Here is a 22193-nt window from a genome sequence, read left to right on the forward strand (position 1 = left end):
CGATACTGGCAGAAAATTATCCCGACTCAATATCAAGTATTGTGCATTAAAAAGCAAATTCAAAATGGTAACAAGTCAGTTACACCGCAAATACCAAAAATAAAGTTTTCTCCCCCTTGATCGCAAAGGCTGTCCATCGCTAAAAGATAGAGAAAAAGGCAACTTAAGATGACGATAATAGCAATAAATATTTTACGACCAAACACCTAACATTCCTTCAAATATCAATGATGATTTTATTTTTCAAATGATTACAATGGTAAGGCGCGGTCGCTTTATCATTGACTGTGCTAATTACATTAGCTGCAATACATTCGCAGAATGAATACTACTCTAATTTGCGGTCACAAATTTGAGGAAAATAAGCAATTAACCTGTTTTTACAAAAATCTTGCTCATTTTAAGTACTATTGCCCGTTAACTTATTCTGATTGTGCTTTTTTTGCCCAAAAAATGAGAAATACCGCACAAGCAGCCTTTGTCATGGTGAAATGAAGTTGTGTATACTTCTGCTACCGTAAAACTAGAAATAATATAAGATGCCACAAGATAACCACTTAGCTCTTGTTTATGCTTTGAGTAAATGGATAGAAGAACACTTAGGACGCGTGATCCACTTAGAAGAACTCGCGGCTTACTCTGGCTATTCACTTTGGCATATGCAAAAAATTTTCAAAGAAGTCACCGGGATTTCACTAGGTAAATACATACGCCAACGCCGCCTTGCTGGTGCGGTTAACTTACTGCGTAACAGCAACCAATCAATCTTCGATATCGCTTTGGATTTCGGTTTTGGTTCACAATCCCATTTTACGTACATGTTCCGTAAAGAGTATGGCATTACGCCGTTTGATTTCAGGCAAAATGAACAAATTCAGCTTGATGTCAAACAACCGTTGCACTTAACTGGTGATTATGAGTGAGTATGTTTTTATCGCATTAATTAAAAGCTTATTACTATTTTTAGTTTTAATGCCATAAAACATTGTCATTTCAATCGGTTTTCTGAACAGTCACATTGTCTTGTGTTCTGTTCGCCAGTATCTTCTTGCGGTCTTATACTCTTTATCACACCTGTTACATCGAGTTAGGTAATTTACATTCTAAATAATTGGAGTAAGGTACTGGGAGAAAAGTACTAATTTTAGGAGGCATTGGATGTCAATCAAACTGGTCGCCATTGATTTAGATGGCACGTTACTTAATTCCCAGCACCAAATATCTCCCGCAGTAAAAGACGCTATCAAGCAAGCACAACAAAAGGGTGTTCATATTGTCTTAGCATCAGGCCGCCCTTTCTCTGGCATATTCCCATACTTAAAAGAATTAGGTTTAAATAGCTCTGACAATTATTGTATTAGTAATAATGGTAGTGTTATCCATCAAGCAAATGATGGCAGCCACCTCATTGAAAACCTGCTAGATTTTGATGACTTCCAATATTTTGAAGAGCTGGCTAGAAATATCGGCGTTCACATGCATGCCCTCGCAGATAACTGTATGTTTACCACAAACCGTCATATTAGCCATTACACGGTTGCCGATGCTTATTTAACCAACACACCGCTGATATATAGCCCTGTTAATGAGATGGATAACTCGCTCGCTTTTACCAAGTTTATGATCATCGACCACCCAGAAAAACTGGAAGTCGGCATTAGCTATATCCCTGAGAATGTGTTTGATAGTTATTCATTAATCCGAACCAGCCCTTACTTTCTTGAAATATCGACAAAAACCTCAAGTAAAGGTGCCGCCTTACAATGTATTTGCGAAAAATTAGGAATTACACCCGACAAAGTGATGAGTATTGGCGATCAAAATAATGATATCCAAATGCTACAATATGCAAGTGTTTCAGTTGCGATGGCTAATGCTTTAGAGCCTATCCAGAAAATGGCAAAATTTGTCACAAATACAAATGATGAAGACGGTGTTGCTATCGCTATTAATAAGTTTATTAATGTCTAACTAGCTTAGAATTCATTGGCTTTACCAGCGCTCGCACGTCGCAAGCGCTGCGGTCTACTGCTCCTATACGCGCTTTTGTCGAGTCGCCCAAAAACAGACAATCGAACCAACTGTGACCATAAAAACACCCTGCCAAAAACTGAATGTCAATGCAGTACTCAATAATACTGAAGCGAAAGCTGTTGAAATAACAGGAGTAAAGTAAGAAAGTGTTCCTAAAAATGCCACATTGCCTTTAATCACAGCCAGTGTCCACAAGGCATTAGCTCCCCCTGTTGCAATAGCGGCAACGACTAAAAGCGAAATACTTTGGCTAGTAATAATAAATGGTGTTGGTGAGCTAAAAAAATAAAGCACCCATAAGCCGACTGAGGTCAAAATAAAAAATAGCACCATGCCATTATTGCCCCCCGAAATGCGCTTAGTCACATTACTATAAAAAGACCAAATAATCGCCCCGCTAAAGGCTAAAAAGTAACAAAGGGGGTTACTTTGAATATTTGCAAGAACAGCATTAATTGAAAGCGGTTGGTCCCCTGAAATAACCCAAACAAGCCCCATACAGGCTAAAATTAGCCCAATCGCTAATAATAGAGTGAAACGTTGCCGATTAAAAAAAACTGCGAGAGCAATTGTAAAACTTGGCCATAAATAATTCACCATACCCAGCTCAATCGCTTGTTGTCGACTGTTTGCTAACCCCAACGCTAAAACAAAACAAAGCTCATAGCATACAAATAGTATCGTTCCCCAAAATAAGTAGCGTTTAGGGTACTGCTTTATTTTTGGTACCCCCATTACAAGAACTAACACTATTGAGCCAATCGTATAAACGAGTGCAACACCACCAACAGGACCAAAGTTTTCACTTACACTGCGGATCAGCCCAACCATCGTACTCCATAATAAGATAGAAATGACCCCGTAAAACGTTGCAGCATACTGATTTAACTTCATAATATTCCCAGCTATTTAGTTCTAAAAATGTTTTATACCAAAAATGGTGGCGCTTAATATTTTAAAAAACCTTATAGCTCAAAGAATTATAATGCAAGATCTTTTACTGGTATTACGTTCTAATCGTACATAAAAAAATTCTTAGGATTCTCACCTAAGAATTTCATAATAAAGCTTTAACCACTAACGCGAAGATTCTTTTTCAACCCATTTATCAACCTGTTCTTTTTCCCAAATTCCTTCTTCAAATTGTTTTTTCAACTCAGGGTGCTGATTAATGTCAAAAGTGGGTATTTTCCCCGCCGCTAATTGCTGCTTATAATCTTTTGCTAATTTAAATGCGATACCCGATAACAAAAGAATAGCGATCAAATTTGTGATTGCCATCAGCCCCATTGACAAATCGGCTAATTTCCAAATAAATGGCATTTCTGCAAGAGCACCAAACATCACCATCCCCAATGCCGCCAAACGGAAAATAAACAATCCAGCCGTATGGTTATTCTCTAGAAAAATCATGTTACTTTCTGCATAAGCATAATTTGCAATTATCGAAGTAAAGGCGAAAAAGAAGATAGCAATCGCGATAAATGTGCTTCCCCAACTCCCGACTGCTGAAGATAGCGCTAACTGTGTCAATTCGATGCCATTAATTTTTTCGACACCACCATCGAGAACCCCTGAAGAAAGGATAATAATCGCAGTCGCGCTGCAAATCACTATCGTATCCATGAAAACACCGAGCATCTGTACATAGCCCTGCGAAGCAGGATGAGGGGGATAAGGTGACGCCGATGCAGCTGCATTTGGTGCTGACCCCATCCCTGCCTCATTCGAAAATAACCCACGTTGAATACCTTGAGTCATAGCCTGAGCAACACCATACCCAATCGCCCCACCAGCCGCCTCTTGTAGACCAAATGCATTTCTAATAATCAACATAAATACTTCAGGTAACCGCTCTATGTGGTGCCCCACAACCCAAAATGCCAATAATAAATAAGCTGTAGCCATAACAGGAACAACTAATTCAGCGACCTTAGCAATAGATTTTAACCCACCAAAAATAATAACGCCGCTTAATAAAACTAAACCAATTCCGACATAAACAGGATTAAAATCGAAAGCAACAGCCGTTGCTTGTGCAATAGAATTGGCTTGGACTGCATTAAAAACTAAACCAAATGCAATAATGAGGAAAATTGAAAACAATACCCCCATCCAACGCTGATTTAGCCCTTTTTGCATGTAATAAGAAGGCCCCCCACGGTAATTACCTTGGTCATCTTTAGTTTTATATAGTTGAGCTAAAGTACATTCAACAAATGAAGTTGCCATCCCCAGCAATGCGACAACCCACATCCAAAAAATAGCACCTGGTCCACCAGCGGTTAGCGCGATTGCTACTCCAGTTAAATTGCCCGTTCCGACTCTGGCTGCTAGGCTGGTACACAATGCTTGAAATGATGAAATACCTGCACTATCCGTCTGTTTACTATTTTTTAACACCCCAAACATATGCCTAAAATGCCTAATTTGGATAAAACCTGAGCGAATAGTAAAGTACAACCCTGCTCCCAACAGTAAATAAATGAGTAAATAACCCCAAATAAAATTAGTTAATGTGTTTATATGTTCTATCAAATCGCTCTCCTTTTTATTAAATTAACTAATAAAGAATTAGCTGCTAATTAGCACGCATCTACTCTTTATAATTATTAAAGAATAGAAAACAAAAAATAAAATAAAATATTTCTTTTTGTTTTTTGAAATTATATTTTTTTATCTTTAATGTAAATTTTTTTTCGATTTATTATTCATTCATTTTCTATTAATGGAGATTCCGAACTCATTTCTTTAGAGAGAATAGCAACAAAATTCTTTCAAAACAGACAGATAAAATACCCCTCCTCTATTTGACTTACAGAAAATCAAACGTTTGATTTTTAGCTTTTTTTTTAATCGCATAACTAATGAGATTAATAACTCCCGCTAACTTATTAGCAAGAAATGAATTTAAATACAATAACAGCTAACACGATTGCTTATAATTAAACGAGTCTGTTAAGCTATATTTATTTTTAATCTAAAATCAAAATTTAATAAATCATATCAACCAACCAATGAACAACCAGACCAATTCGTATCATCTAAATAAGATAGTTGATTATACTTTGCGTTAACAATAAACTGATTGAAATTTCGCTTTTTAGACAAGAGGTTAACATATGGAAATTACGATAAAGCTGTCTGATGACTCTACATCTCAACTCTCAGAAAAATCATACCAAGCTTTTACAGATGAGCTAAAAGCCCGAGTTTTGGAAGTATATCCTGGTAGTTATTTGCTGATCACCCACGACAGTGGGCCAACAACTTTCCAAACTAATGGATTTCACGATGATAATAAAGTCCATATAGTGCTGCATGAACTTGTTGAAGATGTCTTAAAGCATGGGCACTGGTTACAGCAATAATTGATCAATAAGCCTTTTATTACATAGCCAGCTGTAACCTTAACAAAAGTGTTCAGCTGGTTAATTTTTTGATTTCAATTTGTGTAGCCTCAACTCACCCCTACCCTTATCGCAGTTTAAAGTCTGATCAAGGTCATACTTCTCCTTAACTTTTTTAAAATTATGGTAAATCGCTTTATTTTTTATCGTTATATGCTAAAGTATATAACGTAATTTTCATTTACATTGCTTTTGCTGATTATAGCGGCCAGTATTTATACTGGCTCTTTTTTATGAAATCATGCTATAAAGTTATCAATACCCCCCGTTTTAGGTCTAATCTGCTATAGTATTTCGCTGATACTGTATAGAGTTACTATTCATCGTGTGCAAAATAGAGGTATGATTATGAAGCGTTTATTACTGGCTTTTTGCCTGACTCCAGTCCTTGCTATGGCAGAAAATGCCCCTTTAAATATAAGCGAATTAGCCAATGATTATTGCGAAATCACCGGTCAAACGCTAAGTGAAGCATACAGCACTAACAAAACCAATAGTGAATTAACCCAAGCAACTATTGCTAAATTGAAAAGTGAGAATGTAGATCTGAAGCAATTAGAAACTCTTGAATCCGATCTTCGTCAAAACCTAGCCACTGCCATTGATGCTATACGCAGTAACAAATCTAATTTTGCTAACGAAGCAGATTTTCAAAAATCACTGAACGATTCAATCTCAGCTTGTAAACTACAAACTGAGCTATTATTAAATAAGTCTTAATTACTAGGCTAAAGTCAAAGAGCTCAAATTTCGCTTTGAGCTCTCTTTTGTTAATCTGTTTCTTTTTTAGAACACAATCTTTCTATTGAAAGTTGTAATTCCTGCGTTTCACTTATAATCAACTGTTCATGTTCAGAAAAACGCCCATCCTTGATGATAACATTTGCGACAAACGGCAAAGGGTTTTCTTGTGAAGGTAAATGATATTTCCCACACACACGGTAGTTTTCTCCCTCTTTAAACTCACCTTTTTGCATTATTTCAACATCATTAAACTCAATATTGCTTGCATTACCCAGCTTCGCTTCAACCAAACGTTGCGCCTCATTCTTAACATCAGAATCCCCGATACTGGTATAAGAATGGTAGCCAAACACACCAAGTGCTAACAACAGAACAATCAACAATTTTGTTTTTATACGTTTCAACGTACTACCCTTCTTCATTTATGACATTTGAGAATATTATAAATGCATCATATCAATTTTTGTGAACAATTTGAGCCTTTGATATTCACTGCCCTCAATACCGTTAAAAGTATGATAAAACCTGAAAGATAATGACAAAAACTCCTCACTTTTCAGATACACCAAAATTAATCGACAGAACTAATATTTTTCATATTAATATTTTTATATTTAGTATTGATAAAAAAAACATTTTATATTTTTCTTCTCAGTTTTATACTAGTTACCCCTACTTATTATTTTCTAAGTCATTTATGAAAGAAAAAATTGTAAAAAATCTAGTTGATTTAACCTACGGTAACAACAATGATGTTAAAATAGCAGCAATTACTGCATTAGGTGATTATAAATGTTCAATTGAACAACAAGATGCAATCGATAGGTTATTAGTTTTATGTGATGATTATAATAAAGATATTGCTGTCGCCTCTATTATATCACTCAGCAAGCTAGCAAAATTTTTCTATGAAAAACAATAGAATAAAAAAACCAGAAATTACCCGATGAAAACATTAACTTTAACTTAATTGTTTTAACAATATATTTTCATTGTGAATAAATAATGGAAAAATATTGTCACAATAGTGATTTATTCATTTAGATAAGTAAATCCGATTGAACTAATTAAATATATTGGCAGAATGATAATTAATAAATATTCCAAAGGAGATAAGCCATGAATATATTAAAACCATTAATTATCAGTGCAAGTTTAATCGCTGTTAGTTTTTCTACATTTGCGTATCCTGGGGATGGCTACGGAAATGGTTCTTGGCACCGTGGTGGGTATCAAAATCAACAACAATATAATAATAGACCATGTGATAACTTTCGCCAATTTAACAATACCGGTCGTTATCAAGGAATGATGCAATATTCAACTGCTATCCAAACAACTCAGCCAGATGAAGCACTGAAAAAAATTGCAGTTGATGCCCCTAAAGGAGAAAACGGGAAACAATATATGGTCAAAGTCGCCGTTATTGAAATCACACCCAATACACCAGTCCAAGGCCAATAATGTTTTATATCAAGCCACCCCTTGATATAACTCGACTAGAAATATTTGCGGTGGTTCACACCGCATTTTTATCACTACGAGGGCCAATTTATAACTACATAATTAATTATATTTGCATTACCAACATGAGCCCCTAAAAGCCAGCCATAATGCTATACACTTAAGTGCGTTATCAATATAGATAAAACCTGACCATTCCCTCAACTGCCAGGTGAATAAAAAATCAAAAAATGTAAATAATTATTTACTTTAATGCGATTTTAAGTAACCTAACAGATTCAAAAATAATAATTTCAGGGAATAATCATGGATCGTCGTTCATTTCTTAAATCAACTTCATTGATTGCAGGTAGCATTGCAATTAATGCTTTTTCAAATCAATCTATTGCACAAACAAATAGCCCTGTTTTGCCTGACGAACAACATCCACTATTGCTTAATTTTAATGAAAATTCGTTAGGCATGTCAGTAAAAGCTAGAGAGGCTGTTATTAACGCACTACCGGGTGCATTTCGTTATCCAGATGCCGCACGTGCTGAACTCTTAACTAATATTGCAGAACTTTACCGTTTATCTGACAAGCACATCAGTATTGGTAACGGCTCATCAGAAATTATCCAAGCTGCTGTCGCAATGTTAGCAAACCGAGCCAACCAACGTGGAATAAAAATTCAACTAGTGACGCCGGACCCAACCTTTAATTATGCAGAACTTTACTCTCTTTCACTGAGTGTGAAAGTTACGAAAATCCCGCTAACCGCAGAGCTTGCTTTTGACTTAGCGAAAATGGAGCAAGCCACAAAAGATTTTGAAGGATTATCTATAGTTTATATTTGCAATCCCAATAACCCTACTGCGATGATTACACCTCACAATCAACTCGAAAAGTGGATGAATAGTCAGTCTGATAATTTATTTTTTATTGTCGATGAAGCTTATGCAGAATATGTTGAAGACCCTAATTTTACTAGCGCGATAGAATTAGTAAAAAAAGATCAAAATAATTTAATTGTCACTCGTACATTTTCAAAAATATTCGCCTTAGCAGGCTTAAGAATTGGTTATGGTGTCGCTTCCCCAGCGACCATTGCTGCTGTTGATGAGTTTTTATCCATCGATAATACCAATACGGCAGGGGCTGTTGCTGCTATAGCGTCGTTAAAAGATAAACCATTTATCGCACATAGTCTTAAATCTAATAACACATCTCGCATGATAGTAGAAAAAGCGTTCAAGGAATTAGGTTTGGAATATGCGCCTTCACAAGCCAATTTTATTTTTCATAAGGTTAACGGTGATGTGAAAACTTATCAACAACGTATGGCTGATGCTCATGTGATGGTTGGCCGCGAATTTCCTCCAATTATTGGGTGGAACCGGCTCACTCTAGGAACGCCAGAAGAAATGCTGCAATTTGTTGTTATATTAAAACAATTTCATAAGAAAGGATGGGTTTAAATACTAAGCACCTATCGGATTCATGGGGCCTTTCGATTACTTTATTAATTAAAATGGCCCCTTAAAAATAAAAAAAGCTCCTGCAAAAATAAGAATAAAACCAATCACATGGTTAACCGTAAAACTTTCTCCCAAATACAATACTGAGAATAGAACGAAAACACAGAGCGTTATTACCTCTTGCATCGTTTTCAATTCAGCCGCAGTATAATATTGATGCCCTAGCCGATTGGCTGGTACGGCGAAACAATATTCTACCAATGCAATTAACCAACTAAAAAAAATGACTATATACAACGGCTTCGTTGTAAATTTCAAATGACCATACCAAGCAAACATCATAAATACATTTGAAATTACAAGTAAAAATACGGGGTAAAGTTTAGTTAGCATTCTATTTTAATAAGCCAGAAATTTGAGGCCGCTATTATGAGTTGAATAACATCACATTACAATCTTATCCCACCCAAAGCGTTTTATTCCATCTGCCCAAACCTATTTTCCCCTGTTAGAGGTAATAATGAAGATTAAATATGAATTAATGACACAAGCAGATTGCCCTGAAGTTGCAATATTATTACAAGCTAATGCCGAATCTCAGCAAGGTGGTCTTTTAGGGGAGTACCCATTACCCAAAGTGGGTGCAATGTATGCCAATAGCTTATCAACATTTGTTGCACGTGACGCTGAAAAAATTATTGGCGTTGTATTTAGCTTTGCCAGCACATCTACCGCATTACCCCCTATCGCCCATTTAATTCTTGAACAAAACAGTGGGCTAATGAATGGCAATTGGTTCTATGGCCCTGTATGTATTGATATTAATTATAGAGGAAACAATATTCTCAAATCTCTTTACGACAACATATGTGCTTTCAATACCGGAAAACCTGTGGCTTTCATCAATGCGGCTAACCACAGGTCTCTTGCCGCACATTTAAAAATAGGTATGCATAACGTTGCCAGTTTTGACTTTCAGGGGACGCACTATTATCTCGTAATAGGAAATTAAATTGTACTAATTGGTACACTTTTTTGTTTCAGTTTTTCCGTCTATCTATTACACTAGAACAAATTATTGTATTTTGGAGTACACTTTATGATTGATATCATAACTACAAATCAACAAGCTTGGGATAAACAAGCAGAATTACAATTAGCTTGGTCAACTCCTGTTGACTCACAGACTATTAATGACGCTAAACAAGGGAAATGGAAAGTCCATCTTACACCTAGCCCCGTTGATGAAACTTGGTTAGGCAATATTAAAGGTCAGAAGATCCTGTGTTTAGCCTCCGCAGGGGGGCAACAGGCCCCTGTATTAGCAGCTGCTGGGGCAGATGTCACTGTTTTCGATTTATCTCAAAAGCAACTTGAAAAAGACCAAAAAGTCGCCGAAAGAGATAACTTAACATTGAAAACAGTTCAAGGGGATATGCGCTCATTAGATATTTTTGCGAATGAAACATTTGATATAATATTCCATCCCATCTCTAATCTGTATATTCCGGACGTTACACCTGTTTAGCAGGAGTGTTATCGCATTTTAAAACCTAATGGCCGGTTATTATCCAGTTTCTTTAATCCAATAGTTTTTGTTGGAGAACGAAATAAACATTACGATGAACAAGGTATTATTAAACCATCCTATAAGATGCCATTTTCTGAGCTAGCCACCTTATCCTCCGAACAAATAGCACAAAAACAAGCTAACCAAGACGCTTTTGTCTTTGGTCACTCATTAACTGATTTAATTGGCGGGCAACTGAAAGTAGGTTTTCATATTGTGGGCTTTGAAGAAGACTGGCAACCCAACCCACGGTTTGTTATTGATAATTATTTACCAACTTTTTTAGCCACTATGGCCATCAAAACAAATTAGCTTTACAAGAACTCGTTAACTTACCGTTAACGAGCAATAGGATGCTAAGCTCTATGGCAGTATCTATCCCATACTGCCTCAAATTGTTCAGGGGGGATTATATCATCTGTTTTTTCTACGAAAGGAATGGATACCATCACCTTCCCAGCTCTATTTTTATGTAAGCGTATAATAAATCTTTTATACCCATGAGGTAGCTCATTCTCAAAGCCAAAAACCTCACCGCAGTAATAACCTGTTTCGTCCCCTTCATCACTTTTTGTTAATACATAGTACTGAACATTTTTATAATTTGCCGCTGATGGGTAAGCAAGAAAATCCTCGACAGAGCTTTTTACTCGACTTTCAGTATCTAATTCAGGATCTAATGCGAGTTCTGTCATAATACCCGCAATATACGCACAACCAGCGACTAATAGTAAAACTAAGGATCTTAATAACATTTTTATCTTAAAGCTCTATGGAGAACACTGCATATCATTATAGTTTAGCCTTAATATTTTGCGACTCTTAAAATCATGGAATTCTTTTTTTCACATAATACACTAAATATAGGAACCTTATGTCAATATATTTAAATAACCTAGTGGCTATTTTTAATATAATTCACTGAGCAAGTTGCCATATATAAACTAATATTATCGCTGTAATTACCCATACAACCGTAGCAAGACTTAAGCTTGCCAAGGCCGTCATTTTAGTTGCAAACAAATACACGGTTAATAAGTACATTGCATAAGGGATGAGAGACCATAAGCCAAATAAAGCTGTTTTTTTTAGCGCTTCCGTTCCTTGTTCTTGTACCACAATAACATGAGCTATTAAGGCAAATGTAGGAAATAAAGGAACTAATCCAGCAATATAATAAATTTTACTACGAGATAATAACGCAATAATTAGCACCGCTAAAGCACCTAAAATGCATTTAAAAAATAATGACAACATAAGACACTCAAAAGTTAAATTAAGCTTAGAATGTGATTATCTTCGATTAAAAGAATGATAACTACATTCTAGCTACCAATAATGCACAAATTATTTGCCTTTTGTAACACCACTCCTCCTGCATGCGTAAAAACACTTATTTTTTATTCAATTTTATGAGCTAAGTCAAATTGTTGAATATAAAGTATCCGGAATTGGTGCCGATACATTCAATTAGTCCCTACGCCTGATGCTTTCGCGTGACTACATATAACTTTTTAGCTATCGGACTGCTTGAATATGCTCGAGGTTAACAACGTTATGTTTAGAAGTCGGAATTTGTATGTGTGCAAACATACTACTCGATGGTATGAAAGGAAATAATTAATGATGTCTGATACTTCAAAAATAACTAAATTTAGCTCAGCTAAATTTGCTTTATCCGGTTTTAAAACAACTACTCTTGTTTGGTTAATCTCAGGGCTTCTTATTGTTCTATTGCTTTCAACTTGCTGGTTTTTCTTTAGTTCTTTAAAGCAGTATCAAACCACATTAACTAAACTCGATACTATTTATAACGAACAAACAGAATTAAACAACACATGGCAATCGTTATTACAAGCTAGAAACACCTTAAACCGCGCCAGTTCTCGACATTTACTTATCATCAACAAGATGAAAACATCCAATACTGATATTGATAGTCTCATTGAGTTTTATCATAAAAAAATGGTAGAGACTGATAGTTACTGGAAAGCGTTTTCCACATCTTCTCTCTATAAAAATAGTGAAGCTTATTCTGAATTAGAAAAGGCTTATAAAGAACTCTATGCCGCCTTAAATGAGCTCTCGGTCTTTTTAGTACAAGGTAAAACGTATGATTTTTTAAATCAGCCCACCCAAGGGTTCCAAGATACGTTCGAAAAAAACTACATTAATTACCATCAGCAATTAAATGCAAACTATCACGATATTGCTGTAGCGAGTGAACAGCTGTATAAACAAAGCATCATAGGGCTAATAGTCATCATGACGATAATTACCCTTGTAACCTTGTTTATCCGGTTTATTTTACAGTTTTTCTTTATTCGACCATTAAACCAAGTTATTGATGGCATTGAAAAAGTAAGTCAGGGTATTCTCTACCATAGTTTTGATAATCGGGGCTTATTTGAAATAAAGCTATTAAAGCAGCATGTTTCTAACATGCAAAGTAAGCTAGTCGATATTGTAACAAATATTTATGACAACACTCACCACATCAAAGTTGAACTGAGTGATATTACTCAAATGAATCACGACCTTTCCATTCGTGCAGACCAACAAGCAGCTGCGATTGTGGAAACTGCGGCGAGTGTAGAAGAGCTGGACTCCTCATTTAAATTAAATACGGCTAATACCAACCAGTCATGCCAGCTCATGTCGGCGACAAGTGTCACAATTGAAAAAAGTAATGAACTGATTTCTGATGTCGTAGAAAATATGGATGATATCGTCGATTTCTCTAAAGAGATTAGCAAAATCACTTCCACCATCGATAATATTGCCTTTCAAACTAATTTATTAGCCTTGAATGCTGCAGTTGAAGCTGCTCGAGTAGGTGAACATGGTAAAGGGTTTGCTGTGGTTGCTAATGAAGTGCGTGAGTTATCTATTAGTTGTACTCAAGCTTCAAAAGAAATTAAGCTCTTGATTAATAACTCAAATGATAAAATTAATCATTGTTTCCAATTAGCAGCCGATGCAAATGACAATATCGTTTCGATTGCCCAAGATACATCGAACATTAATGAAATGATCCAAAGCGTTGCTCTCGCCTCCAACGAGCAAACTCACGGTGTTAGCCAAATTCATTTAGCTATTAACGAGCTAGATAGTACAACACAAGCTAATGCTTCAATGACCCGTGAATTACAGTCATCATTAAAAGCCTTAGAATCTCAATCTGATTTACTGGAAGAAATTATTTCTATTTTCCATACTGAGCCTAAAGATGGGGAAGAATTAGAAACTAGTGATGTTAGTGAGGTAAAAGACTAATCTAAACTTAACCATTTACAATAGCAGCCATCAAGGAAATTGCTCTTTATAGGGCAATTTCCTTGACAATACCTATCCATAGTTCCTCCTCTTTAATACTTTACTTTCTAAGCGTCAATTTAGTAGTCATTGAATATTTTTTACTTTTTATCTGATATAACATATCCCGATGACTTCTGAACTAATAAAAATGAGCTAATGATGACAATAAAAATTACTGTCCTTGTCGACAACAATACCTTAATCGATAGTTATTTTTGCGGGGAGCCCGGCGTTTGTTACCATATCGAAGCCGATGGAAAAAAAATATTATTCGACACTGGCTATTCCAACATCTTTATTGATAATGCACACATTTTAAATATCGACCTTGCTAATATTACTGATCTTGTACTTTCCCATGGGCATAATGACCATACATGGGGCTTAGGGCACCTAATCCAACATTTTGACCGTCGTAATATTGAAGCACAGCAAACGAAAAAGCTTATTTACCATCCTGATGCACTTATACAAAAAAAATTTCAGTCCAAAGTGATTGGAGCGAATACTCCAAAAGATATTTTATCTGCCTATTTTGATTGTATTGAAACGACTGAACCTTATTACCTTTCAAACAATATCGTGTTTTTAGGGCAAATCCCCCGAGAAAATAACTTTGAAGGGCAAGAGCCCATTGGAACCACCCTCGATAATGATAACAACGAGGTTGATGACTATGTCCTTGATGACTCTGCACTTGCTATCAAAACAACTGAAGGACTGATTGTGATAACAGGCTGTTCGCACTCAGGAATTTGTAATATTACAGAGTACGCTAAAAAGGTAACAGGGATTAATAAAATAGTTACTGTAATCGGAGGGTTCCATCTACAACAAGCCTCGAAAGAAGTTTTAGAATGCACCGGAAATTACTTTAATCAGCAAGATTTAATGCACATTCACCCATGCCACTGCACTGACCTCAATGCAAAAATACACCTAGCCCAATATGCTGCTGTTCAAGAAGTTGGCGCAGGGTTAAAACTAACCTACCCTAGTTAATCGCATACATAGAATTTATAAAGCTCAGTTTTTAAACTGAGCTTTATTTTGTATTTAAATAATCAATGTTAAGTTCTTGAGCCTAAATCTTGGTCTGCACCGGCACCTTTTAGCATTCTTGTTAATTCTTCACAACGTATGATCTTATTATTAGCAATCTGGAAACAGGCAAATACTTCGAACTCGCTAACTGAACCATCTTTTTTAATCGCTTTTGCTAAATGCTGGGTATGTACACAACTTTCCCCTTCCGCTATCGATTTAATGGTTATAGTTATAGACTGAGTTGCCTGTTTCAGTGCCTGTAAATGCGCGATAAACTCATTAAAATTAATTTTTTTACCATCAACAATTTGGATATACTCATCTGAAAAGTATTTTTGAGCAACAGACCTTGAACCAATATCTTCTCCCAATACTGCATTCAATGCTTGTTTTACTAGTTGCATATTATTCATTATTTTTCCTTAGTGACAAAAGCTATTCCCTAATTGTTATGGGTCTTTTATTTTTCATTTCAAGCCAAAGTCTGAGTTATTAACTTTCATACTGACATATGTAATATTTTAACCACAACCTTCCTGTTAACAATCGTTCTGCTATTACTCACCTATTGTAACAATAGCACGGTAATCATCATTAAAATAACGGCCAATTTGTCGCATTTATTGTTGACTGCACAGCACAATACGGGTTTTTGCAACATTAATCTCCCTAAATTATCCCCCCAAAATTTTTTCTATCTAAACACATACTCTAATTTGGTTTAAAACATAATCACTGGTATCATCTTGTAGTTGCCCATTTAAACTATAGGCAGCTATAACAATAACTATAAATGTACATTTCCATTAGATACCCCTGCTTGCAGGGGCTTTTTTTCACTCCTTATCCCCCCTTTAGTCTCATTTTGTATCTAGTTAATTAGTAACCATTTTCAGCTAACGCCCTCAGCGTAAGCAAGCTAGGTACTCCTCAATTTAATATTGGATCTCTCGAATATGCCATTGTTCTTGGTAAGTTGGCTAATTTACCAACGCGTTAAATACAAAAATCATCAAGGAAGAATATTATCCATAGATAGCCGCCAAGCTTTATTACTTGCACCATTAAAAGTAACGCAACAGCCGATAAAACCTAATTTATGTTTATATTCTCTTTATAATCAAAATAGCCAATAATAACCGTTACAAAAAAATTGTTATTCACTCACCCGTAAATGGCGTTATCCATACAGTGTAAAACTTGTTTTTTCGTGCTTATTTTAATCCCCCCTTCCTTTTTGTTACAATATTTAACCCTTTGTTAAGGAAATACAAGTTTACTTAACGTAGATTATTTAATTAGTTATTAAATAATCAAGCTATATTATAAAAAAGGTGAACTTATGCGTTTTAACCTAACACAAATAAATATTTTAGAAGAAAACACAAAAATTATTGGTTTAAACATAACGTTAATTGGGGATGACAACTCAACTCATAGTTTCAAAATAGATATCAAGGGGTTGGATACAATGAATTTAACATTAAGGGATATAGAAAAACATGCTATTAAACAGGCTAAGCATAGTTTTGAACACTGCTCCAATGGTTAGCTTACTCCTTGACATTGATAACTATAAACTGATCAACAAATATAAAATATTAATATATTAGTTTACTGTAATCAAAAACATAAAAAATTCTCATGAAATTTTGCCATAATTATAGTCATCAATTATATTTAACAATGTTATCTATGTTCTTAGTTTTAACAAAAGTATAAAGTGTTGTACATTTACTCTGTATCACATCAAAACCAATGCAAAACTGATGTTACTTACTGATAAGGGGAAGTTGATATGAAAGCCTTCAAAGCAATATCATCTATACTGGTCGTTATCTTTATGGGCATTACATTAACAGCTTGTGCACCATCGTCTAAAAGTGAAGGCACTGGCGGCTATATTGATGATACGGTCATAACCACAAAGGTAAAATCAGCTTTACTTGCTGAAAAAAACCTAAAGTCAACGCAAATTAGTGTAGAAACATTTAAAGGGCAAGTCCAACTCAGTGGTTTTGTTAACTCACAAGCAGATGTCAATAAAGCGATTGAAACAACAAGAAAAGTTGCTGGGGTACAATCTGTTATTAACTCTATGAAAATTCGCTAATTACAAATAATAAATGCCTCTTTTAAAGAGGCATTTATTGATATCGTATTCATGTTTAATGAGCAAATATGAGAGACACAAAGATAAAACCTATATTTATTATCGCTAACTTTTATGTATTATCGCCAAAACTTTAGAACTATCTCATTAATAAAACCACTATCCTTCATATGAAGGAACCCCAGCAAACTCATTCAATATCTAAGTCTATTTTGCTAAGACCTTCCCCCTCAATGGGGGAAAAAATAGGCAGGTAAATTATATTCTTAATATAAATAGGGTATAAACCTATTCTAACATTACAAAAAAAACCAATTTTGTATTAGTAATGCGGATAGTGAAATAACGACAGCAGTCAAGGAATACTGCAGTACAACCATAAAACTAAGAAATTTACCAACATTTTTCACTAAACTGCATCCATTATAAAAAATATATCTAGATATTATAATGCAAATTTAAGATTGTACATAACGATTATAAGCTTATTTTCGCCCTATTTCTTTGGTTCAATAACCCATCCCATCCTAGGGAACCATTTTTAGTTTGTAATATACCGGTTTCTCATCTTTTCCAGAGAGTTTCTCTCCCCCAGCCTACAAATGAGCCTTGTTATATTTTTGCTTGAATGATAAACAATAAATAGACGCTAAATTTAACAAGATACGACTTTTTCTCAGAACTTAGAACCATAAGCTGTCTCATCCCCCCCTAAATTAAGAGGTAAAATGGCGCATTTACGCATGGCAAAATAGTTTCCAGACATCATCAATTCGTTCAGATAGTAAGGCATCATCACCACCCTCTATAATAGGAAAAGATAGAAGAATTAACCCCTTAGGTGGCTCATATACTTTGACAACAAAACGTTTAAACCCATCTGGTAGATCATCATTATTAAACATAAAAACCTCACCACAGATATAGCCTAAACGCCCCCCGTTTTGTGTTTTTTTACTGAAAAAATATTCCATATTCCTAAAGTTAGCGGCATCTGGATATGCTAATACGTTAGCAACATTGATTTTAGACTGTTCAATAGGGTCAAAATTTATCGTTTTAGTCATTGATATACCAAAAATAAATGATATCACCATTAGAAAAATAATAATGATTGCCCTTAATATAGATACCTTACCAAGCTTAAATTTCATCCTACTTTCCTAACTTCTAATTAAATAACAGTGAGAATATGAATAGAATAGCAAAACTTTTATTTTAAGCTAGGTTTCACTGACTATATTGACGACCCAATATCCATATTAAATGTAACAATTATTGTTAAATATAATAATTAATTAAAAACCAATACTATTATGAGTAGTATTGGTTTTTCTTCAAATGTTATAACTGTTCGACATCCTGTTAAACTTGTCATAAAGCTAGGTTATTTATTATACCTTTCAAAAATACAGCATGTGTTGTGAGTGAAAATTGAGCTATTAAATCGCTGTATTCTAGGAACCTAAGCGATGACTAGAACTGTTGGTTTAACCCCAGCCCTAGTTTCACGCAAGCTATAAGTGAAGTTATTTTTCTTATCTAAACAACTAAAATTTCGTCAATGTTTAACGCTTTCAATTGATATTCGTGAGCATACATTACGTTATTAACCTCAATTCTCACGTTATATCTTTATATGGTTATATCACTACCTAGAAGCCACCTACCGAATACAACTGTGTATTATTTCAATTTAAAATACGCAATGGTAAAGGGTTGTTGTATTGCCTTAACACATAAAACATATTGAAATATAAGCCAAATAATGTATTTCTCATTTATTGGGTTATTTATCTTGAGCTTATTATTCCGGATTAATATTTGATCTTATTCACAGATTACGACTCTTTCATTTGAGAAACCCAACTCCATAAAATAATATCAATCGGAGTTAAATTTCATAAAAGTGAGCTCAATATGGTCTTAATTGAAAAAATGACTAAAGATATTCAAGAAAAAGGTGGGCTAATTGTATCTTGTCAGCCTGTTGATAATAGCCCAATGAACAAGCCTGAAATTGTGGCCGCAATGGCTCAAGCTGCAGTAAATGCCGGTGCTATCGCAGTACGAATCGAAGGTATAGAAAACCTAAAAGCCACTCGCCCGCTTATTGATGTTCCAATTATAGGTATTGTAAAACGTGATTTACTGGATAGCCCTATAAGGATCACCCCGTGGTTAAGTGATGTCGATGCCTTAGCGCTAGAAGGTGCTGATATCATTGCTTTTGATGGCACCGACCGCCTACGACCAGTTCCTGTCAATGAATTACTCGCTCGCATACATCACTTAGGTAAATTAGCGATGGCCGATTGCTCAAATTTCAATGAAGGAATGTATTGCCATGCATTAGGTACAGAATTTATCGGTTCAACTATGTCAGGCTACACTGGCGGAGAACCTCCCAAATTACCTGACTTACAGTTAGTCACAGCCTTAGCTGAAAACGGCTGCCGTGTCATTGCTGAAGGCCGCTATAACACGCCAATTATTGCAGCGAGAGGCATGCATGCTGGGGCTTGGGCTGTCACTGTCGGTTCGGCATTAACTCGCCTTGAGCACGTCTGTAGTTGGTTTACTCAGGCATTAAAGTTACAGCAGGAGTTGGTGAAATGAATATATTAGCGATTGATATTGGAGGAACAAAAATTTCGGCTGCATTAATTAACCCAAATAACCAACTCACACAACATACTCAAATAACGACTCCTGCTAGCGCTTCACCACGACAACTATATGAAGCATTAAAGCTCATAACCTCACCACTTAAAGCGCATGCTGATGCTGTTGCTGTAGCTTCAACAGGGATCATTTGTGGCGGTATATTGACCGCATTGAATCCTGCTAATCTAGGTGGCTTAAAAGATTTTCATTTGAAACAAACACTTTCCACATTAACTGGTTTACCCTGCTGGATACTAAATGATGCTCAAGCTGCTGCATGGGCTGAATATCATTATCGTCATGAAACCATCTCCGATATGGCATTTATTACCGTATCAACCGGTGTTGGTGGTGGGCTTATTCAACAAGGGAAACTTCAACTCGGAAAGCGAGGTGTTGCAGGCCACCTAGGCCATACCATTGCAGACCCCTACGGACCTATTTGTGGGTGTGGGCGTTATGGGTGTGTTGAAGCCATCGCTTCTGGTCGTGCAATCGCTTCACAAGCTATCGATGAACTTGCTGGTCATGATGCCAAAGCTATTTTTACTGCCTATCACCAGGGAAATAAACAAGCAAAAGAAATTATTCAACGTTCAGCAAATACCATCGCTAATTTAATTGTAGATATTAAAGCAATAACAGATGCCGACTGCGTTGTTCTTGGCGGTAGTGTTGGGTTAGCTAATGGCTATATTGAACTGATTCAAACAACTATTGCACAGCAACCTTCTGCGCTACAAGTACCGGTTTTACCAGCCCACTATCATCATAATGCAGGGCTTTGGGGCGCAGCTCTCTGGGCTAGAGAACAATAAAAAAACTGTCGTACATTTTACCTACTACCTTACATATGGCAGGACTAAAAAATGCAATTACATGATTTTGGTTTCGTTAATTATGCAGTACTGTTTGGTTATTTAGCAGCAATGCTACTTGTTGGTGTTTATTTTTCAAAACGCCAAAAAACAGCAGATGATTATTTCCGTGCAGGAGGCCGAGTTCCAGGTTGGGCTGCTGGGGTTTCTGTTTTTGCAACCACTCTGAGTTCAATTACCTTCATGTCAATTCCAGCAAAAGCTTATACCTCAGACTGGACTTTTATTATTGGTCAATATTTAGCAATCGCCATCTTGCCCTTAGTATTTTATTTTTATATTCCTTTTTTTCGGAAATTAAAAATAACTTCTGCTTATGAATATTTAGAAGCACGTTTTGATATACGCAGTCGTTTATTTGCTAGTTTATCCTTTATGTTATTCCATATAGGTCGAATTGCAATTATCACTTATTTAACTGTACTTGCACTACGTCCTTTTATTGGGATTGACCCTATTATATTAGTTGTCCTTATTAGCCTATTATGTATTATTTATACATGGATGGGCGGCATAGAAGGTGTTATTTGGACTGATGTTATCCAAGGGCTATTACTCTCTGCCGGTGCTGTTTTAATCTTTATTGTGATCTGTTTTAAAGTCGATGGTGGGATAAGTGAAATATATACTGCAACTGCTCAAGCCGATAAATTTTTCCCTGATGAACAATTACGATGGAGCTGGACTGACAGTACTATTCCAGTTTTAATGATAGGTTTTTTATTTGCAAATATTCAACAATTTACTGCAAGTCAGGATGTAGTCCAACGCTACATTGTTACTGATTCTATTGAGCAAACAAAGCGCACTTTAATTACTAATGCTAAATTAGTTGCTATTGTTCCTATTTTTTTCTTTGCCATTGGCTCAGCCCTATTTGTCTATTACAAACAAAACCCAAGCTTATTACCTGAAGGTTTTAATACTGGTGGAATTTTGCCCTTATTTATTGTCACAGAGATGCCTATCGGTATTTCAGGGCTAATTATCGCAGCTATCTTTGCCGCCGCACAATCGAGTATATCCAGTAGCTTAAATAGTATTTCAAGTTGTTTTAATTCCGATATTTATATTCGCCTAAGTAAAGTTGAGCGCCTTGCTGAACAGAAAATGAAAATTGCTAGGTTGGTAATTATTATTGCAGGTGTATTTAGCAGCTTAGCGACTATTTGGTTAGTTTTATCTGATGAGTCTGAAATATGGGATGCATTTAATAGTCTAATTGGGTTAATGGGTGGTCCCATGACAGGGCTGTTTATGCTAGGTATTTTTATTAAAAGAGCGAATGCAGGCAGTGCAGTTGCAGGTATTATTGTAAGTATCATTGCGGTATTGGCGACACGTTATGCTAGTGACCTTAACTTTTTCTTCTATGGCGTGATCGGTGCAATGTCAGTGGTTATTGTGGGGGCGGTTACGGCGCCATTTTTCTCAGCTGCGAAACAAGTGTCACTAGATGATAGTGAAATTCACGAAAATTAATAGGAGTT

Annotated in this window: 24 protein-coding genes and 1 pseudogene; 16 read left to right on the top strand and 9 right to left on the bottom strand. The window is 35.7% G+C overall.

From position 1 onward, the window contains the following. Positions 1–59 precede the first annotated feature (59 nt). A complete protein-coding gene (mgrB, locus tag ACHB7C_RS04635; RefSeq protein WP_370661207.1) occupies positions 60–191 on the bottom strand; it encodes a PhoP/PhoQ regulator MgrB in 132 nt (43 codons plus the stop codon). 348 nt (positions 192–539) lie between these two features. On the opposite strand from mgrB, the gene ACHB7C_RS04640 reads away from it, so the two are divergent. After that, on the top strand, positions 540–923 hold the full coding sequence (locus tag ACHB7C_RS04640; protein WP_042843512.1) for a helix-turn-helix domain-containing protein: 384 nt from the start codon (positions 540–542) through the stop codon (positions 921–923). A 235-nt stretch (positions 924–1158) separates the two neighbouring features. After that, positions 1159–1971 (top strand): sugar-phosphatase, encoded by an 813-nt coding sequence (yidA, locus tag ACHB7C_RS04645; protein WP_048607371.1) that lies wholly within the window; start codon positions 1159–1161, stop codon positions 1969–1971. Positions 1972–2034: 63 nt separating this feature from the next. Here the strand turns inward: yidA and yddG are convergent, their stop codons facing one another. Continuing rightward, entirely contained in the window at positions 2035–2928 is an 894-nt protein-coding gene (yddG, locus tag ACHB7C_RS04650; protein WP_131680724.1) for an aromatic amino acid DMT transporter YddG, read from the bottom strand. Positions 2929–3111: 183 nt separating this feature from the next. Beyond that, positions 3112–4572: a sodium:alanine symporter family protein gene (locus ACHB7C_RS04655; protein ID WP_042843507.1), complete on the bottom strand. Its 1461-nt coding sequence runs from the start codon at positions 4570–4572 to the stop codon at positions 3112–3114. A 584-nt stretch (positions 4573–5156) separates the two neighbouring features. Here ACHB7C_RS04655 and ACHB7C_RS04660 point away from each other — a divergent pair. Next, entirely contained in the window at positions 5157–5405 is a 249-nt protein-coding gene (locus tag ACHB7C_RS04660) for a DinI-like family protein (RefSeq protein WP_042843506.1), read from the top strand. 387 nt (positions 5406–5792) lie between these two features. Then, the gene (locus tag ACHB7C_RS04665; RefSeq protein WP_042843505.1) at positions 5793–6164 is read left to right on the top strand and encodes a hypothetical protein; all 372 of its coding nucleotides are present in this window, start codon (positions 5793–5795) and stop codon (positions 6162–6164) included. 50 nt (positions 6165–6214) lie between these two features. Here ACHB7C_RS04665 and ACHB7C_RS04670 read toward each other — a convergent pair whose 3' ends face one another. Continuing rightward, positions 6215–6592, bottom strand: a complete 378-nt coding sequence (locus ACHB7C_RS04670; protein ID WP_042843504.1) for a hypothetical protein — start codon at positions 6590–6592, stop codon at positions 6215–6217. Between the two features lie 293 nt (positions 6593–6885). On the opposite strand from ACHB7C_RS04670, the gene ACHB7C_RS04675 reads away from it, so the two are divergent. The 3 genes from ACHB7C_RS04675 to ACHB7C_RS04685 all read left to right on the top strand — a co-directional run bounded on the left by ACHB7C_RS04675 (position 6886) and on the right by ACHB7C_RS04685 (position 9110). Beyond that, a complete protein-coding gene (locus tag ACHB7C_RS04675; protein WP_042844310.1) occupies positions 6886–7110 on the top strand; it encodes a HEAT repeat domain-containing protein in 225 nt (74 codons plus the stop codon). Between the two features lie 197 nt (positions 7111–7307). After that, entirely contained in the window at positions 7308–7652 is a 345-nt protein-coding gene (locus tag ACHB7C_RS04680; RefSeq protein ID WP_042843503.1) for a hypothetical protein, read from the top strand. Between the two features lie 306 nt (positions 7653–7958). Beyond that, the gene (locus tag ACHB7C_RS04685; RefSeq protein ID WP_395346526.1) at positions 7959–9110 is read left to right on the top strand and encodes a pyridoxal phosphate-dependent aminotransferase; all 1152 of its coding nucleotides are present in this window, start codon (positions 7959–7961) and stop codon (positions 9108–9110) included. A gap of 48 nt (positions 9111–9158) precedes the next feature. Here the strand turns inward: ACHB7C_RS04685 and ACHB7C_RS04690 are convergent, their stop codons facing one another. Further along, positions 9159–9503 (bottom strand): DMT family protein, encoded by a 345-nt coding sequence (locus ACHB7C_RS04690; RefSeq protein WP_042843501.1) that lies wholly within the window; start codon positions 9501–9503, stop codon positions 9159–9161. A gap of 127 nt (positions 9504–9630) precedes the next feature. Between ACHB7C_RS04690 and ACHB7C_RS04695 the strand changes: the two genes are divergently transcribed. Then, positions 9631–10122 carry a hypothetical protein gene (locus ACHB7C_RS04695; RefSeq protein WP_042843500.1) on the top strand — a complete coding sequence of 164 codons (492 nt, stop codon included), beginning with the start codon at positions 9631–9633 and terminating at the stop codon, positions 10120–10122. A gap of 87 nt (positions 10123–10209) precedes the next feature. Then, positions 10210–10992 (top strand): annotated as a pseudogene (locus tag ACHB7C_RS04700) (class I SAM-dependent methyltransferase). 44 nt (positions 10993–11036) lie between these two features. On the opposite strand, the gene ACHB7C_RS04705 reads toward ACHB7C_RS04700, so the two are convergent. Then, a complete protein-coding gene (locus ACHB7C_RS04705; RefSeq protein WP_042843498.1) occupies positions 11037–11435 on the bottom strand; it encodes a hypothetical protein in 399 nt (132 codons plus the stop codon). 163 nt (positions 11436–11598) lie between these two features. Continuing rightward, a complete protein-coding gene (locus tag ACHB7C_RS04710) occupies positions 11599–11937 on the bottom strand; it encodes a GlpM family protein (RefSeq protein WP_042843497.1) in 339 nt (112 codons plus the stop codon). Positions 11938–12303: 366 nt separating this feature from the next. Here ACHB7C_RS04710 and ACHB7C_RS04715 point away from each other — a divergent pair, with 366 nt between their 5' ends. Then, positions 12304–13956 (top strand): methyl-accepting chemotaxis protein, encoded by a 1653-nt coding sequence (locus ACHB7C_RS04715; protein ID WP_166685082.1) that lies wholly within the window; start codon positions 12304–12306, stop codon positions 13954–13956. A gap of 201 nt (positions 13957–14157) precedes the next feature. Next, positions 14158–15000, top strand: coding sequence for an MBL fold metallo-hydrolase (locus ACHB7C_RS04720; protein WP_210831866.1), 843 nt, complete (start codon positions 14158–14160; stop codon positions 14998–15000). Positions 15001–15068: 68 nt separating this feature from the next. Here ACHB7C_RS04720 and ACHB7C_RS04725 read toward each other — a convergent pair whose 3' ends face one another. Then, positions 15069–15458: a limonene-1,2-epoxide hydrolase family protein gene (locus tag ACHB7C_RS04725; protein WP_131680729.1), complete on the bottom strand. Its 390-nt coding sequence runs from the start codon at positions 15456–15458 to the stop codon at positions 15069–15071. A gap of 929 nt (positions 15459–16387) precedes the next feature. On the opposite strand from ACHB7C_RS04725, the gene ACHB7C_RS04730 reads away from it, so the two are divergent. Together ACHB7C_RS04730 and ACHB7C_RS04735 are read left to right on the top strand one after the other, a co-directional pair. After that, on the top strand, positions 16388–16597 hold the full coding sequence (locus tag ACHB7C_RS04730) for a hypothetical protein (RefSeq protein WP_166685084.1): 210 nt from the start codon (positions 16388–16390) through the stop codon (positions 16595–16597). Between the two features lie 246 nt (positions 16598–16843). Further along, complete coding sequence (locus ACHB7C_RS04735) at positions 16844–17158, top strand: BON domain-containing protein (protein WP_042843490.1); 315 nt, start codon at positions 16844–16846, stop codon at positions 17156–17158. Positions 17159–17895: 737 nt separating this feature from the next. Here the strand turns inward: ACHB7C_RS04735 and ACHB7C_RS04740 are convergent. Further along, the gene (locus ACHB7C_RS04740; RefSeq protein ID WP_048607383.1) at positions 17896–18312 is read right to left on the bottom strand and encodes a hypothetical protein; all 417 of its coding nucleotides are present in this window, start codon (positions 18310–18312) and stop codon (positions 17896–17898) included. Between the two features lie 766 nt (positions 18313–19078). Here ACHB7C_RS04740 and ACHB7C_RS04745 point away from each other — a divergent pair. The 3 genes from ACHB7C_RS04745 to ACHB7C_RS04755 are packed head-to-tail and all read left to right on the top strand — an operon-like array spanning position 19079 to position 22185. Then, on the top strand, positions 19079–19777 hold the full coding sequence (locus ACHB7C_RS04745) for an N-acetylmannosamine-6-phosphate 2-epimerase (RefSeq protein ID WP_042843486.1): 699 nt from the start codon (positions 19079–19081) through the stop codon (positions 19775–19777). After that, positions 19774–20643: an N-acetylmannosamine kinase gene (locus tag ACHB7C_RS04750; protein ID WP_042843485.1), complete on the top strand. Its 870-nt coding sequence runs from the start codon at positions 19774–19776 to the stop codon at positions 20641–20643. The genes ACHB7C_RS04745 and ACHB7C_RS04750 overlap by 4 nt, the downstream gene beginning before the upstream one ends. A gap of 51 nt (positions 20644–20694) precedes the next feature. Then, the gene (locus ACHB7C_RS04755; protein WP_395346533.1) at positions 20695–22185 is read left to right on the top strand and encodes a sodium:solute symporter; all 1491 of its coding nucleotides are present in this window, start codon (positions 20695–20697) and stop codon (positions 22183–22185) included. Positions 22186–22193: the final 8 nt, after the last annotated feature.

This window comes from Providencia sp. 2024EL-00732, assembly GCF_044006275.1.
GTDB classification, from domain to species: domain Bacteria; phylum Pseudomonadota; class Gammaproteobacteria; order Enterobacterales; family Enterobacteriaceae; genus Providencia; species Providencia huashanensis.

What these genes read in the sequence shown, in the direction of transcription:
- yidA (WP_048607371.1), top strand. Translation starts at nt 1,159, where the DNA reads ATGTCAATCAAACTGGTCGCCATTGATTTAGATGGCACGTTACTTAAT.
- ACHB7C_RS04715 (WP_166685082.1), top strand. Translation starts at nt 12,304, where the DNA reads ATGATGTCTGATACTTCAAAAATAACTAAATTTAGCTCAGCTAAATTT.
- ACHB7C_RS04660 (WP_042843506.1), top strand. Translation starts at nt 5,157, where the DNA reads ATGGAAATTACGATAAAGCTGTCTGATGACTCTACATCTCAACTCTCA.
- ACHB7C_RS04705 (WP_042843498.1), bottom strand. Translation starts at nt 11,435, where the DNA reads ATGTTATTAAGATCCTTAGTTTTACTATTAGTCGCTGGTTGTGCGTAT.
- ACHB7C_RS04725 (WP_131680729.1), bottom strand. Translation starts at nt 15,458, where the DNA reads ATGAATAATATGCAACTAGTAAAACAAGCATTGAATGCAGTATTGGGA.
- ACHB7C_RS04750 (WP_042843485.1), top strand. Translation starts at nt 19,774, where the DNA reads ATGAATATATTAGCGATTGATATTGGAGGAACAAAAATTTCGGCTGCA.
- ACHB7C_RS04740 (WP_048607383.1), bottom strand. Translation starts at nt 18,312, where the DNA reads ATGAAATTTAAGCTTGGTAAGGTATCTATATTAAGGGCAATCATTATT.
- ACHB7C_RS04665 (WP_042843505.1), top strand. Translation starts at nt 5,793, where the DNA reads ATGAAGCGTTTATTACTGGCTTTTTGCCTGACTCCAGTCCTTGCTATG.
- ACHB7C_RS04755 (WP_395346533.1), top strand. Translation starts at nt 20,695, where the DNA reads ATGCAATTACATGATTTTGGTTTCGTTAATTATGCAGTACTGTTTGGT.
- ACHB7C_RS04745 (WP_042843486.1), top strand. Translation starts at nt 19,079, where the DNA reads ATGGTCTTAATTGAAAAAATGACTAAAGATATTCAAGAAAAAGGTGGG.
- ACHB7C_RS04690 (WP_042843501.1), bottom strand. Translation starts at nt 9,503, where the DNA reads ATGCTAACTAAACTTTACCCCGTATTTTTACTTGTAATTTCAAATGTA.
- ACHB7C_RS04730 (WP_166685084.1), top strand. Translation starts at nt 16,388, where the DNA reads ATGCGTTTTAACCTAACACAAATAAATATTTTAGAAGAAAACACAAAA.
- ACHB7C_RS04640 (WP_042843512.1), top strand. Translation starts at nt 540, where the DNA reads ATGCCACAAGATAACCACTTAGCTCTTGTTTATGCTTTGAGTAAATGG.
- ACHB7C_RS04695 (WP_042843500.1), top strand. Translation starts at nt 9,631, where the DNA reads ATGAAGATTAAATATGAATTAATGACACAAGCAGATTGCCCTGAAGTT.
- yddG (WP_131680724.1), bottom strand. Translation starts at nt 2,928, where the DNA reads ATGAAGTTAAATCAGTATGCTGCAACGTTTTACGGGGTCATTTCTATC.
- ACHB7C_RS04735 (WP_042843490.1), top strand. Translation starts at nt 16,844, where the DNA reads ATGAAAGCCTTCAAAGCAATATCATCTATACTGGTCGTTATCTTTATG.
- ACHB7C_RS04685 (WP_395346526.1), top strand. Translation starts at nt 7,959, where the DNA reads ATGGATCGTCGTTCATTTCTTAAATCAACTTCATTGATTGCAGGTAGC.
- ACHB7C_RS04710 (WP_042843497.1), bottom strand. Translation starts at nt 11,937, where the DNA reads ATGTTGTCATTATTTTTTAAATGCATTTTAGGTGCTTTAGCGGTGCTA.
- ACHB7C_RS04680 (WP_042843503.1), top strand. Translation starts at nt 7,308, where the DNA reads ATGAATATATTAAAACCATTAATTATCAGTGCAAGTTTAATCGCTGTT.
- ACHB7C_RS04720 (WP_210831866.1), top strand. Translation starts at nt 14,158, where the DNA reads ATGACAATAAAAATTACTGTCCTTGTCGACAACAATACCTTAATCGAT.
- ACHB7C_RS04675 (WP_042844310.1), top strand. Translation starts at nt 6,886, where the DNA reads ATGAAAGAAAAAATTGTAAAAAATCTAGTTGATTTAACCTACGGTAAC.